The sequence below is a fragment of the Klebsiella sp. CN_Kp088 genome, assembly GCF_040064335.1.
Classification (GTDB): domain Bacteria; phylum Pseudomonadota; class Gammaproteobacteria; order Enterobacterales; family Enterobacteriaceae; genus Klebsiella; species Klebsiella aerogenes.
Genome location: NZ_JBEAIQ010000024.1, coordinates 73096 through 86819 on the forward strand (window position 1 = coordinate 73096; position 13724 = coordinate 86819).

12 protein-coding genes are annotated in these 13724 nt (G+C 53.7%); 2 read left to right on the forward strand and 10 right to left on the reverse strand.

Features of this window, described 5'->3' with window-relative positions; all coding sequences use genetic code 11:
* Nucleotides 1–98: 98 nt before the first annotated feature.
* From yciH to pgpB, 5 genes are all read right to left on the reverse strand, one after another.
* A complete protein-coding gene (gene yciH, locus ABLV08_RS14765) occupies nt 99–425 on the reverse strand; it encodes a stress response translation initiation inhibitor YciH (protein ID WP_015705734.1) in 327 nt (108 codons plus the stop codon).
* Nucleotides 425–1162, reverse strand: coding sequence for an orotidine-5'-phosphate decarboxylase (gene pyrF / locus ABLV08_RS14770; RefSeq protein WP_015705735.1), 738 nt, complete (start codon nt 1160–1162; stop codon nt 425–427). Before pyrF ends, yciH begins: the two co-directional genes overlap by 1 nt.
* A 194-nt stretch (nt 1163–1356) precedes the next feature.
* The gene (lapB, locus tag ABLV08_RS14775) at nt 1357–2526 is read right to left on the reverse strand and encodes a lipopolysaccharide assembly protein LapB (RefSeq protein ID WP_015366230.1); all 1170 of its coding nucleotides are present in this window, start codon (nt 2524–2526) and stop codon (nt 1357–1359) included.
* Between the two features lie 6 nt (nt 2527–2532).
* Nucleotides 2533–2841, reverse strand: a complete 309-nt coding sequence (locus ABLV08_RS14780; RefSeq protein ID WP_072383741.1) for a LapA family protein — start codon at nt 2839–2841, stop codon at nt 2533–2535.
* 142 nt (nt 2842–2983) lie between these two features.
* A complete protein-coding gene (pgpB, locus tag ABLV08_RS14785) occupies nt 2984–3742 on the reverse strand; it encodes a phosphatidylglycerophosphatase B (protein WP_320896746.1) in 759 nt (252 codons plus the stop codon).
* A gap of 163 nt (nt 3743–3905) precedes the next feature.
* Between pgpB and ribA the strand changes: the two genes are divergently transcribed.
* Nucleotides 3906–4496: a GTP cyclohydrolase II gene (ribA, locus tag ABLV08_RS14790; RefSeq protein ID WP_015366227.1), complete on the forward strand. Its 591-nt coding sequence runs from the start codon at nt 3906–3908 to the stop codon at nt 4494–4496.
* Nucleotides 4497–4542: 46 nt separating this feature from the next.
* Here ribA and acnA read toward each other — a convergent pair whose 3' ends face one another.
* The 4 genes from acnA to topA form a co-directional block, all read right to left on the reverse strand.
* Nucleotides 4543–7215 (reverse strand): aconitate hydratase AcnA, encoded by a 2673-nt coding sequence (gene acnA, locus ABLV08_RS14795; RefSeq protein ID WP_015705737.1) that lies wholly within the window; start codon nt 7213–7215, stop codon nt 4543–4545.
* 377 nt (nt 7216–7592) lie between these two features.
* Complete coding sequence (locus ABLV08_RS14800) at nt 7593–7751, reverse strand: YmiA family putative membrane protein (protein ID WP_020078578.1); 159 nt, start codon at nt 7749–7751, stop codon at nt 7593–7595.
* Nucleotides 7752–7995: 244 nt separating this feature from the next.
* Nucleotides 7996–8970, reverse strand: coding sequence for an HTH-type transcriptional regulator CysB (gene cysB, locus ABLV08_RS14805; protein ID WP_015705738.1), 975 nt, complete (start codon nt 8968–8970; stop codon nt 7996–7998).
* Between the two features lie 311 nt (nt 8971–9281).
* Nucleotides 9282–11879, reverse strand: a complete 2598-nt coding sequence (gene topA, locus ABLV08_RS14810; RefSeq protein WP_072383743.1) for a type I DNA topoisomerase — start codon at nt 11877–11879, stop codon at nt 9282–9284.
* Nucleotides 11880–12289: 410 nt separating this feature from the next.
* Between topA and ABLV08_RS14815 the strand changes: the two genes are divergently transcribed.
* Nucleotides 12290–12541, forward strand: a complete 252-nt coding sequence (locus tag ABLV08_RS14815; protein WP_015366222.1) for a YciN family protein — start codon at nt 12290–12292, stop codon at nt 12539–12541.
* A gap of 81 nt (nt 12542–12622) precedes the next feature.
* On the opposite strand, the gene sohB is transcribed toward ABLV08_RS14815, so the two are convergent.
* Complete coding sequence (sohB, locus tag ABLV08_RS14820; protein WP_015366221.1) at nt 12623–13669, reverse strand: protease SohB; 1047 nt, start codon at nt 13667–13669, stop codon at nt 12623–12625.
* Nucleotides 13670–13724: the final 55 nt, after the last annotated feature.

A 13724-nucleotide genomic window follows, 5' to 3' on the forward strand; every position in this document is an offset into this window, starting at 1 on the left:
AATTAATAATAATTTCGTAGTTACTGACTCACGCATCTACAAATAATTAAGGCCACGGTAAATACCGTGGCCTTGTTGTTTATTTCATAGAAATTATCTTAGCCACCCGCTAATTTCACTTTCATCCCTTTGGCTTCCAGCAGTGATTTCAGCAAGTCGCGTTTATCCCCCTGAATTTCAATCACTCCATCTTTCAGTGAACCGCCGCAGCCGCATTTCTTTTTAAGCTCAGCGGCCAGCTTCGCCAGCGCGTCGTCATCCAGATCGATGCCGGTAATCAGGCAGACGCCCTTTCCTTTGCGCCCGCTGGTCTGGCGTTGAATACGCACGATGCCATCGCCTTTCGCTCGTTGCGGCGCCGCTTTCGGCTCTTCGATACGGCCGCTATCGGTGGAGTAAACCAGGCGGCTATTAGAATCACTCATTACGCCCCCTGCTTCAGCGATGCGTTGATTGCCGCAAGCGTTGCCGCCGGATCGGCAGACTGGGTAACCGGGCGACCAATCACCATATAATCAACTCCCGCCTGCTGCGCCTGTTCCGGGGTCATGATTCGGCGCTGGTCGCCAGCATCGCTGCCTGTAGGGCGGATCCCTGGCGTGACTAACTTAAATTCCTGCCCTAACTCCTGCTTAAAGCGGACGGCTTCCTGCGCGGAACAGACTACGCCGTCGAGACCACAGCGTTTGGTTAGCGCAGCCAGTTTAGCGGCATGATCGGCAGGAGAAAGCGTGATGCCAAGGTCCTGCAAATCGCTGGCTTCCATGCTGGTCAATACGGTGACCGCAATCAGTAACGGCGCCTCTTTTCCGAACGGCAACAGCGCCTCGCGGGCAGCCGTCATCATACGCGCGCCGCCGGAGGCGTGAACGTTCACCATCCATACGCCGAGTTCCGCCGCAGCGGCGACCGCACGTGCGGTGGTATTAGGAATATCGTGGAATTTCAGGTCGAGGAACACTTCAAAGCCGCGTTGATGCAGGTCGCGAACAAACTGCGGCCCCAGCAGCGTGAACATCTCCTTACCTACTTTCAACCGGCAGTCGCGGGGATCGATTCGATCAACAAAGGCTAACGCCTTGTCACGGTTATCATAATCAAGCGCAACAACGACGGGAGAGGATGTGATAACGCGAGGAGAAGAGGTAGCAGTAGACGTCATGACCGGACCTTAATTGTGGATGAGCGCCGCCAGGGCGCAAAAAAGGTAAACGGGCAGCATTCTACCTGCGAAGTGGGGAAAATGACAGGCTGCTTTTGCCCCTCTACAGACAAAAACGGGCACGCGGCAACAGGATTGGGCATGGTAAAACCCAGATAAGTATGTTGTAACTAAAGTCTGGCTTTTTTTAGAAGTTACTGACCATCCAGGCCGCGAATCGGCTTGATAGTCGCCCACGAGCGGCAGGACGGGCAGTGCCAGTACAGGGTGTGGGAAGTAAAACCGCACTTCTGGCAGCGGTAGCGCGGTTTGCTCCGCACCTGTTCACCAACCATGTTACGCAAAACCCCCAGACTCGCCTTCGCGCGCCCTTCTTCCGCCTCATTAAGATGGTAGTCCATCAGTTTATGGAACACGCGCATCGTTGGGTGGCGTTCCAACTGGCGAGTTACATAGCTTTGCGCCGCTTCCGCCCCCTCCTGCTGCTCGATAATCTGCGCCAGCATGAGTTCCGCCGTCGCACCGGTGTTCTCTTCTACACAGCGGCGCAAGAACGCTTCCCACTCCGCATGCTTACCCAACTGCTGATAACAGGTTTGCAGCATTTCCAGGGTTTCACCCACCAGTTCTTTATCCTGGCCAATCACCCGTTCCAGGCTTTCTACCGCTTTCGCGTAGTCGCCTTTTTCCATCCACACGCGCCCCATCATAATCGAGACGCGGGCGCTGTTGCGGTCCGCAGACGCGCCTTTCTTCAGCAGCGTCATCGCTTTATCGAGATCGTTGCTGGCCATCTGCTGTAGCGCCAGTTCACACCAGAAGTTGGCGATGTCGCTGCGATGTTTTTCTTTGCCCAATTTTACCAGCCGTTCGGCGACTTCAATCGCGGACTGCCAATCGCTGGTCAGTTGATAAATCTGCAGCAGTTGTTGTAGCGCGCCCAGGCGGAAGTCGGTTTCATCCACCAGTTGCTTGAACATATCTTCCGCGCGATCGTACAAGCCGGCGGCCATATAATCGCGCCCCAACTGTTGGACGGCGAGCAGGCGTTGATCGTAGGTGAGCGAGGCGCTCTCCATCAGGCTTTGGTGAATACGGATGGCGCGGTCAACTTCGCCACGGGAACGAAACAGGTTGCCAAGCGTCAGATGAGCTTCGACGGTGCCGGTGTCCTCTTTTAACATATCGAGGAACAGATCTACGGCTTTGTCCTGCTGATTGCTCAGCAGGAAGTTGACCCCGGCCACGTAATCACGCGACAGGCGACTAGCATCGTCCTGTTTGGACTGTTGTGCGCTCCTGCGCCCCATATACCATCCATAGGCAGCGGCAACGGGAAGAAGCAGAAACAACAACTCCAGCATAGAAGGTTATTCCTTGACCGCAGGGACGCCGGCATCAGCGGGCGCCGCGGCCACTGGCGCGATCTGCTGCTCCAGGCGTTTAATTTTACGCTCGGCGCGCGCCAACAACACACGTACCCGCAGCCAGAACAGACCACAGATCAGCCAACCAATGGCAAATCCGCCAGCAAACAGTACCGCCAGCAGCGTGGAGATACGGAACTCACCCTGGGCAAGCAAATAGTTGAACGTGACCAGTTGGTCATTTTGCGCGCCCAGCGTCACAGAGATGACGAAGATAGCTAATACCAGTAAGAAAATAAGTAAATATTTCACATGACTTCCCGTTCTGTGGGTGGCGCGAGTAAAACGCGTTCAAGCCCTATAAAGTATCATTTTCACCGCAGTGGTGAAATGGAAAAGCATGACCCCCATCATGATATGCGGCCAGATGCCGCGAAATTCAACATAAACGCCGTCAGGTTGCGCGTTTTTTGATATCGCTCGCCTCTTCAACAGGCGGGGTTAACGGGCCGCAAAAACGCTGCGTGAGCCAGGTCGCCGCGGTAACCAGCAGCCATGAAAGGCTGGTCGCCACGATAAGATCCTGCGGCCAGTGCATACCCAACGCCAGACGACTGCCCATGACCGCAGTAGCCCAACCCAACAGCAAACCGATAGTTACCCAGCGCCGGCGCGGCCACAACAGCCCTACCCCCAGTAGCGCCCAACTGGCGGCAAACATGGTATGGCCGGACGGAAAGGCAAAACCGGTCTCTTTTTGCCAGTGTTTACGCAAGAACCCCGGTATTGTCTGTTGTTCAGCCAATTGCTCATGCACCAGTTTAGCGCGTTCTTTACGTTTTAACTCATAGAATTGCGCCACCGGAACCTGTTGGGTTCTTTCTAACCAAATCACAAACGGCCGTGGTTCCTGCACCCGTTCTTTGATCCAGGATTTAAGCCCCTGTCCTGCCAGGATAGCGGTGCCGAGAATGAGAAACAGCACCAGCGCTTCGCGCAGACGAAATCGTAAACACCACAAAAACCAGCCAAATAGCGCTACGTGAGTAATTATTCCCCACGGCTGGGTGACGGTTTCAGTCACCCAGTACCACATTTTCAACATGGCCGGTGCTTGACCCGGCTGCCACTGCCAGCCGGAGAGCCAGACTATAACGGGCATAACAAGCAATAGCGCCGCCCCGATGGCGGTCCTTTTGGCAATTAACAGCATCGTATCTCCTTCTCTTTCCTTCTGAATATCATAACGGAAAGTAGATCGTTTGTGCGCTTTCCGCGCTGGCGGTCGTTGGTAATTAGGAGAACGTCGCGGCGTTGTGGCAAAATAGTAGTAAACAGAAAGCACATTCAGGTGCTGTCAGAATCTGGAGAATCACATGCAGCTTAAACGTGTGGCAGAAGCCAAACTGCCAACCCCCTGGGGCGATTTCCTGATGGTGGGCTTTGAAGAACTGGCAACCGGGCAGGATCATGTCGCGCTGGTGTATGGCGATATTTCGGGGCAAGCCCCGGTACTGGCTCGCGTACATTCAGAATGTCTGACGGGCGATGCCCTTTTTAGTCTGCGTTGTGATTGCGGTTTTCAGCTGGAAGCGGCGCTGTCGCACATCGCTGAAGAGGGGCGCGGGATCCTGCTCTATCACCGTCAGGAAGGCCGAAATATCGGTTTGCTAAATAAAATTCGCGCTTACGCGCTACAGGATCAAGGCTACGATACCGTCGAAGCCAACCACCAGCTCGGCTTTGCCGCCGATGAGCGCGACTTTACGCTATGCGCCGACATGTTCAAACTGCTCGGCGTAGAGCAGGTTCGCCTGTTGACCAACAACCCGAAGAAAGTCGAAATTCTGACTGAAGCGGGGATCAATATCGTCGAGCGCGTGCCGCTGATCGTCGGGCGTAACCCGAAAAACGAACACTATCTCGATACCAAAGCTGCCAAGATGGGGCATCTGCTGAATAAATAAATCAGCTCCAGAATGAATCAGGGCCAGCATTCGCTGGCCCTTTCTTTTACAGCATATTACGAATCACATAATGCAGAATGCCGTCGTTCTGATAGTAAGTCAGTTCTGTCGCAGTATCGATACGACAGCGACACTGAATGACCTCCTGCTGTCCATCGGCGCGGGTAATCGTGACTGGAACCGTTGCCGCAGGATGCAGCGCCTGCAGGTTACTGATATCGATCCGCTCTTCGCCGGTCAGCTGTAGCGTTTTACGCGTCACGCCCTGCGGGAACTCCAGCGGTAATATTCCCATCCCAATGAGGTTGGAGCGGTGAATACGCTCGAAGGACTCGGCAATGACCACCCGCACGCCCAACAGACGCGGCCCTTTTGCCGCCCAGTCGCGGCTGGAGCCTGAGCCATACTCTTTACCGGCGATCACCGCCAGAGGGGTACCTTCAGCTTTGTACAGCATAGCCGCATCGTAGATGGCGATAGGCTGCGTGTCCGGCAAATGACGCGTCATTCCCCCTTCCACGCCCGGCACCATTTCGTTGCGGATACGGATATTCGCAAAGGTGCCGCGCATCATGACTTCATGGTTACCGCGTCGCGACCCATAAGAGTTGAAATCACCGCGCGCCACGCCGTGCTCCTGCAAATAGCGTCCTGCCGGGCTATCTGCCTTGATGCTTCCTGCCGGAGAGATATGGTCGGTGGTCACTGAATCGCCTAACATCGCCAGGATCCGGGCGCCGTGAATATCTTCTACCGGTTTCGGCTCAACCTCCATCTCATCAAAGAACGGCGACAGGCGAATATAGGTAGAGTCATCCTGCCAGCGATAGGTATCGGAACGCTCAACCTGAATCGCTTTCCACTCCTCGGTGCCTTCGAAGACTTCGGCATACTCTTTACGGAACATGTCGGTGGAAACCTGCTGCACCGCGCGAGCAATCTCCTCGCCGCTCGGCCAGATATCCTTCAGGAACACCGGCTTACCGTCTTTACCGACGCCGAGCGGTTCACGGGTCAGGTCAATGTTCATATTGCCAGCCAGCGCATAAGCCACGACCAGCGGTGGCGACGCCAGCCAGTTGGTTTTCACCAGCGGATGGATACGACCTTCGAAGTTACGGTTGCCGGAGAGCACTGCGCCGACGGTCAGGTCACCTTTTTTGATTGCCTCTTCGATAGGTTCCGGCAGCGGCCCGGAGTTACCGATACAGGTTGTGCAACCGTACCCTACGAGGTTAAAGCCCAACTCATCAAGATAAGGCGTCAACCCGGCATGCGCCAGATAATCAGAAACCACTTTCGAACCCGGCGCCAGCGAGGCTTTCACCCACGGCTGCGGTTTCAGGCCGCGCTCAACGGCGTTCTTCGCCAGCAGGCCGGCGGCCATCAGCACGCTCGGGTTGGAGGTATTGGTACATGAGGTGATTGCCGCAATCGCCACCGCGCCTTCCGGCAGCGAATAGCGTTGCCCATTAAGCGTATAATCAACCGGCTGGCGCGATTTTTGCGTTTGATTCACTTCCAGTTCGTTACTGGCGGCAAACGCTTTCGGCACATCGCCCAACGCGACGCGATCCTGCGGCCGTTTCGGCCCGGCGAGGCTGGCCTCAACCGTGCCCATATCCAGCGCCAGGGTGCTGGTAAAGACCGGCTCATCGCCCGTCTGCCGCCACATACCCTGCGCTTTGGCATAAGCTTCAACCAACGCCACCTGCTCTTCGCTGCGCCCGCTCAGGCGCATATAGCTGAGGGTCACTGCATCGATCGGGAAGAATCCGCAGGTCGCGCCATATTCCGGCGACATATTCGCAATGGTCGCCCGGTCGGCCAGCGGTAACGAGTCGAGACCATCGCCATAGAATTCGACGAACTTGCCTACCACACCGTGTTTGCGCAGCATCTGGGTCACTGTCAGCACCAGGTCGGTCGCGGTGATCCCTTCACGCAGTTTACCGGTCAGCTTGAAACCAACGACATCGGGAATGAGCATGGATACCGGCTGGCCAAGCATCGCGGCTTCCGCTTCAATCCCACCGACGCCCCACCCTAATACGCCAAGGCCGTTGATCATGGTGGTGTGCGAATCGGTACCCACCAGCGTATCCGGGTACGCCACCCATTCGCCATTCTGCAGTTCGCTCCAGACGGCACGGCCGAGATATTCAAGGTTCACCTGGTGGCAGATCCCGGTACCCGGCGGCACAACACTAAAGCGGCTAAAGGCCTGCTGTCCCCAGCGCAGGAAAGCATAACGCTCGTGGTTCCGCTCCATTTCAAGACGCACGTTGTCTTCAAAAGCGTTTTCATTACCAAAACGGTCCACCGTCACCGAGTGGTCAATCACCAGGTCAACCGGCGAGAGCGGATTCACTTTCGCCGTATCGCCGCCCAGACGTTTTACCGCTTCGCGCATGGCAGCTAAATCGACCACCGCCGGTACGCCGGTGAAATCCTGCATCAGCACGCGTGCCGGGCGATAAGCGATTTCGCGGTCAGCATGCGCTGTCGCCAGCCAGCCGGCCAGCGCCTGAATGTCCTGTTCGGTGACCGAATCGCCGTCCTGCCAGCGCAGGAGGTTTTCAAGCAGAACTTTGAGAGATTTGGGCAGTCGAGTGAGATCGCCCAGTTGTTTAGCGGCCAGCGCCAGGCTGTAGTAATGGTAGGTTTTGTCTTTGACCTGTAGCGTATCCTTACTGGCTGCTCGTAGTGTTGACGACATAGCTCCTCCTTTATCACAGGGATGCATGCCCTGAACTCCTCAGGGTCTTTATTAAAGATAACACAAACCTGACATAACACTTTGATAACAACTCAAATTGCTAAAATTGACAAAACCGTACAATTCAGAAAATTTGATGATAGCGATATTACAACGAGGAGATATTTGATGAGGTTAAGTAAGTTCCAAACAGCTAAAGAAGTGTGATCAAAATAGAGCTAATCACGGTTTGTCGTGATTAGCTCAGGATGGATTAACATTTAAAGCTGATAAGTCGGAAAATAATTTCTTCCACAGTGTTTCACTATTCCGGGTGCTAATTTTACCAACCTCCTTTTGTCACAAAAGTGAAATATAACTTTCTCTGATAAACTGCTTTAGCTAATAATCCAGATGAATAATGCAACGATGCACCAGAAAGCGCTAAGTCCCACCAGTAGTGAGCCCCAGACCTGACTGCGCAGCGTTGGATCGATTTCCGCTTTGTCACTTTGGTATGCCATCGCGAGCTTTGTATAATCGATATTGTTTATCATTTCATCACCACCAATTGCTAAAATCATCAGGTACAGATAAATCTTAATAAGATATATAAAATAGATCCAGCTAATTCAGGAACAGGTAAAAGGCTTTTAGCCGTTATTTTGATCGCAGCGGGTATAATGAAAAAGTAATGAAGTGAAATACGCAGAAATGTGATTACAACGAGGTTTATAAGTTCTGATAAGGTCCATAATAGAAAATGGCACTCCCCGGAGGAAATGCCATTTAGCAATACGATTATTTTTCCGGCAGTTTAATATCTTTGAACATCGCCTCAATATCCTCATTCGAACGTAGCGCCACGGCTGTGTCTACCACATCCCGCGTCAAATGTGGCGCAAAACGCTGAATAAAATCATACATATAACTTCTGAGGAAGGTGCTTCGGCGGAAGCCTATCTTGGTGGTGCTGTGGCTGAAAATACCATTGGCATCAAGTTTTACCAGGTCCGGATCGGACACTGGATCGACCGCCATGCTGGCAATGACCCCAACACCAAGCCCTAAACGCACATAGGTTTTGATAACATCGGCATCAGTCGCGGTGAAGACGATACGCGGAGTGAGCCCGGCGCGATTAAACGCGGTATCCAGTTCGGAACGTCCGGTGAAGCCGAAGGTATAAGTCACCAGCGGGTACTGCGCCAGCTCTTCAATGGTCACCGAGCCTTTAGAAGCGAGCGGGTGATCCGGGGTCACCACAATTGAGCGGTTCCAGTGGTAGCACGGCAGCATCACCAAATCGTCGTACAGATGCAGCGCTTCGGTAGCAATGGCAAAGTCGGCATTGCCCTTCGAAACCGCTTCTGCAATCTGCGTCGGCGACCCCTGATGCATATGCAAAGAGACCCGCGGATAACGCTCAATAAAGCCCTTAATCACCCCAGGCAGCGCGTAACGCGCCTGAGTATGGGTGGTGGCGACGTACAATGAGCCTTTATCCGGCCAGGTGTGCTCCCCTGCCACGGATTTAATGGCCTCAACTTTGGACAGCACTTCGCGCGCGATGCGGATAATTTCCTGCCCGGCTGGAGTGACCTGAGTTAAATGCTTGCCGCTGCGGGCAAATATCTGAATCCCTAACTCATCTTCCAGCATCCGCACCTGCTTGCTGATGCCTGGCTGCGAAGTATACAAGCCTTCGGCGGTAGAGGAGACATTCAGGTTATGGTTAACAACCTCAACGATGTAGCGGAGTTGCTGTAGTTTCATGGCTGATATCCGTAAACGCGTAAAATGAATCCGCTTAATACACATTACGTTCAGACTGCTGCCTGCTGGCGGCAAAATGCCAGACATTCCCTGCGGCGCGCCGAACCAGCGCCACAACGCGTCCTGAAACCGATGATGTATAAGACGATTTGATAATAAAAAAGTGATTCGCTATAACCACTATATCATTTATATCTACAGTGTATAGATGGTAACAAAAAATAATAAGTCGGTTATAAAGCGGGAGCGACGAGGCGGTGCGCGTGGATAACAGGAGAGAAAATGGGCCGCATTGCGGCCCATTCAGAAGGTTACTTTTTCGCTTCAGTCCATTTGCCGTCGATAAAGAAAGCGGACCAGCCGGTCGCTTTGCCCTCTTTCTCGGAGGAGACGTACTGTTGCTTGGTCTTACGACTAAAGCGTACCAGCGTTTTATTGCCTTCCGGATCCTGCTGCGGCGCATCGGCCAGATAACGCAGCTTTTCAGGCAGGCGATCGCGGAAGCGGTACAACTCTTCCACTAATGGCGCACGCGTTTCACGCGATTTCGGGAAGGTGTTTGCCGCCAGGAAAACGCCCGCCGCGCCATCGCGCAGGACGAAGTAAGCGTCGGACTTCTCGCATGGCAGTTCCGGTAAAGGCACCGGATCTTCCTTCGGCGGAGCCACTTCGCCATTACGCAGGATCTTACGCGTATTTTTACACTCGTCGTTGGTACAAGCCATGTACTTACCAAAACGCCCCATTTTCAGGTGCATTTCGGAGCCGCATTTCTCACACTCCACGATAGGGCCGTCATAGCCTTTGATACGGAACTCGCCCTCTTCAATCTCATAGCCATCGCAGGTCGGGTTGTTGCCGCAGACATGCAGTTTGCGCTTGGGATCGATAAGGTAACTGTCCATCGCGGTGCCGCATTTCTGACAGCGACGTTTAGCGCGCAGCGCGTTGGTTTCGGCATCATCGCCTTCCAGCACGTTGAGGACTTCGTTTTCCGGTACCAGGTTAATAGTGGTTTTGCAACGCTCTTTCGGCGACAGCGCGTAGCCAGAGCAGCCGAGGAATACCCCGGTACTGGCGGTACGAATGCCCATTTTACGCCCGCAGGTCGGACAGTCGATGCTGGTCAGCACCATTGGGTTCGGCTGCATGCCGCCTTCTTCAGGATCCTTCTCAGCCGTCTGTAGCTGGGAAGTGAAATCGCCAAAGAAGTTATCCAGTACCTGTTTCCACTCGGCCTGATGATTAGCCACCTGATCGAGGCGGTCTTCCATCTGGGCGGTAAAATCGTAGTTCATCAGATCGCGGAAGTTCTCTTCCAGACGGTCGGTGACGATTTCACCCATCTTTTCAGCGTAAAAACGACGGTTCTCGGCACGTACATAGCCGCGGTCCTGGATGGTCGAAATGATCGACGCATAAGTGGACGGACGACCAATGCCGCGTTTTTCCAGCTCTTTCACCAGCGAGGCTTCGCTGAAACGCGCAGGCGGTTTGGTGAAGTGCTGCGCTGGGGTCAGTTCCACCAGGCTCAGGTTGTCGCCCTGATTGACCACCGGTAACGTACGGTCTTCATCGCCTTTACGCAGCGCTGGCATCACTTTCGTCCAGCCGTCAAAGCGAAGCGTACGTCCGCGGGCTTTCAGTTTGAACTCGCCAGCCTGTACCGTCAGGGTGGTTGAGTCGTATTTTGCCGGGGTCATCTGACAGGCGACGAACTGACGCCAAATCAGTTGATATAATTTCTGCGCATCGGCTTCCATGTCTTTCAGCGATTCCGCCATCACGTTCACGTCAGAAGGACGAATCGCTTCGTGCGCTTCCTGCGAATTTTCTTTGCTGGCGTACTGATTCGCGTTTTCAGGCAGGTATTTTTTGCCGAAGTTATCGCCGATATAGCCGCGAACCATGTTCAGCGCATCCTGACTCAGGTTGGTTGAGTCGGTACGCATGTAGGTTATATGGCCGGCTTCATACAGACGCTGGGCCATCATCATGGTTTTCTTCACGCCGAAGCCAAGACGGGTACTGGCGGCCTGCTGCAGCGTGGAGGTGATAAACGGCGCGCCCGGCTTGCTGCTGGTCGGCTTATCTTCGCGCTCCAGCACGCTATAGCGCGCTTTTTCCAGCAGCGCGACGGCAGCCATGGTTTCGTCGCGGTTAACCGGACGGAACGGCTTGTCATTCTTGTGAGTCACCTGCAGCGGTAATGCATCGCCGCCCGGCGTGGTAGTACTGGCGTCGATCTCCCAGAACTCTTCGGGAACGAAGGCTTTAATTTCGCGCTCGCGTTCAACGACCAGGCGGACTGCGACAGACTGCACGCGTCCTGCGGACAGACCGCGGGCAATTTTTTTCCACAGCAGTGGAGAAACCATATACCCCACCACGCGGTCCATAAAGCGACGCGCCTGCTGGGCATTAACACGATCGATATTCAGCTCGCCCGGCTTCTCAAAAGCCTGACGAATCGCGTTTTTGGTGATTTCGTTAAACACCACGCGGCTGTACCGTTGCTCATCACCACCGATAACCTCCCGCAGGTGCCAGGCAATGGCTTCCCCTTCGCGGTCAAGGTCGGTTGCGAGATAGATGTGGTCGGCTTTTTCCGCCAACTGTTTGAGTTCTGAAACTACCTTTTCTTTACCCGGAAGTACTTCATAATGCGCATTCCAGTCGTGCCATGGGTCCACGCCCATGCGGTTGACCAGAGCGCCACGTTCATCCTTTTTAGGCTTTTTAGCCCCTTTGGTGGAGGTAGAGTCGGCGCTCTTTTTGGAAGCTGAGCCACTGGTCGGCAAATCGCGGATATGACCGACGCTGGATTTCACCACGTAGTCATTACCCAGATACTTATTGATCGTTTTGGCTTTTGCCGGGGACTCAACGATAACGAGAGCTTTACCCATATTCACCTTTACCTAATTTAATTCATCCAGGAATACATCGCACATTGATTCACCATCCACTAGCGACGTGCCTGATATGTTGCGGCCACGTCGATGGATATCAACCCTCTGCACGCCCAGTTTCACATCCATAAAACCAGATAGCTGAGTTTGCTGGCTTTTGCGAGCCAGGTTGCATAGCACGAAGAATTTTTGGCCGAATGTCAAGCAAATCTGTTGCCAGATCGCTGAAAGCGTCACACTGTACCTGATAAAATTCGTTACGCAACTTTATTAGCATGCAAAAGCTAACTCCGCCAGTAAAGTGATGTTTCTTAGCCAGTTGCAATTACCCCTGCACAATCAATGGAAAATTTGCCCGTTGCCCTCTCGCGGCGTAGACTACCGGCGAAGAACTACAGGAGTCCGTTATGCAAGGTACAACCCAACCCATCGAACGCCAGGCGTTACTTGAAATTGCCAACCAACTCATTCGCGATCATGAAGATACGTTAGCCGGAATTGAAGCCACCAACGTCGTTCAGCGTAACGGGGTTTTGGTGTTCAGCGGCGAGTTTTATCTTGATGAACAAGGTTTGCCGACAGCGAAGAGCACTGCCGTATTTAACATGTTCAAGTATCTCGCTCATGAGTTGTCAGATAAGTATCACCTGGTTGATTAATCGCCAGTCATTGATGGGCCGGCTCTCGGCTTAAGCCAGCCAGAAACAACAACGCGAGGTATCAGCCTCGCGTTGTTTTTATTACATTAACGGTTTTTGTCCACGCTGCCACCAGCGCAACAATAGACGGTCAGCGCTTTCCGCCGCGCTCCCGGTAACGCGATCGAGCAATTTCTTACGCTGCTGATAACGCACGCTAATCACATCGTGATTATCCATCATGCTCAACAGGAGTTCATCGCTGGTTTGTACCGCATCCGCCAGCCCTTTTTCCAGCGCCTGCACGCCGTACCAGTGCTCGCCGGTCGCCACCTTTTCGATATCCAGCGACGGGCGCATCTGATGGACGAAATCTTTAAAAAGCTGATGGGTTTCATTGAGATCGTCGCGAAACTTCTGTCGACCTTCCTCGGTGTTCTCGCCCAACATGGTTAACGTGCGTTTATATTGCCCGGCGGTATGGAGTTCAATATCGATGTCTTTGTTTTTCAGGAAGCGATTGATGTTGGGGATCTGCGCCACTACGCCAATCGAGCCAAGGATAGCAAACGGCGCGCAGACGATTTTGTTCGCCACGCAGGCCATCATATAGCCGCCGCTGGCAGCGACCTTATCGACCGCGACCGTTAGCGGGATTTGTTTATCACGTAAGCGCTGCAGCTGCGAAGCCGCCAGGCCATAGCCGTGAACCACCCCGCCAGGGCTTTCCAGACGCACCACCACCTGGTCGCGCGCCTTCGCCGAAGCCAGCACCGCCGTAATTTCTTCGCGCAGGCCGCTTACCTCGTGAGCATCCATACTGCCTTTGAAATCCAGCACCCAGACACGCGCCTTGCCGCTGGGTTCCGCGGTACCCAATTTTGCCCGCGCTTTGGCCTCTTTGGCTTCCTGCTTATGTTTTTTCTTCTGCGCTTTATGCCAGAGTTTTTGCTGCGGGCCATCCAGCAGCGCCACCGCCAGCTCTTCTTTCATCTCCTTATATTGCTCGCTAAGATTCGTTACCCGCAGCTCGCCGCGCTGCTTCTTACGCTGAGTCAGATTAACGATAATGGCGGCGATAACCGCAATGGCGACGACGATAGTCGCAGCCTTGGCTAAAAATAAGCCGTACTGAGCAAGTAATTCCACGTTTTCACCTTGTGTAAAGCACTGACGTTGACGCACAGTGTACATCAGCCTTTAT

Excerpts from the sequence above, each read along its gene's own strand:
- ribA (WP_015366227.1), top strand. The coding sequence starts at position 3,906 with ATGCAGCTTAAACGTGTGGCAGAAGCCAAACTGCCAACCCCCTGGGGC.
- yciH (WP_015705734.1), bottom strand. The coding sequence starts at position 425 with ATGAGTGATTCTAATAGCCGCCTGGTTTACTCCACCGATAGCGGCCGT.
- pyrF (WP_015705735.1), bottom strand. The coding sequence starts at position 1,162 with ATGACGTCTACTGCTACCTCTTCTCCTCGCGTTATCACATCCTCTCCC.
- pgpB (WP_320896746.1), bottom strand. The coding sequence starts at position 3,742 with ATGCTGTTAATTGCCAAAAGGACCGCCATCGGGGCGGCGCTATTGCTT.
- acnA (WP_015705737.1), bottom strand. The coding sequence starts at position 7,215 with ATGTCGTCAACACTACGAGCAGCCAGTAAGGATACGCTACAGGTCAAA.
- ABLV08_RS14815 (WP_015366222.1), top strand. The coding sequence starts at position 12,290 with ATGCAAGGTACAACCCAACCCATCGAACGCCAGGCGTTACTTGAAATT.
- lapB (WP_015366230.1), bottom strand. The coding sequence starts at position 2,526 with ATGCTGGAGTTGTTGTTTCTGCTTCTTCCCGTTGCCGCTGCCTATGGA.
- ABLV08_RS14800 (WP_020078578.1), bottom strand. The coding sequence starts at position 7,751 with ATGATAAACAATATCGATTATACAAAGCTCGCGATGGCATACCAAAGT.
- topA (WP_072383743.1), bottom strand. The coding sequence starts at position 11,879 with ATGGGTAAAGCTCTCGTTATCGTTGAGTCCCCGGCAAAAGCCAAAACG.
- cysB (WP_015705738.1), bottom strand. The coding sequence starts at position 8,970 with ATGAAACTACAGCAACTCCGCTACATCGTTGAGGTTGTTAACCATAAC.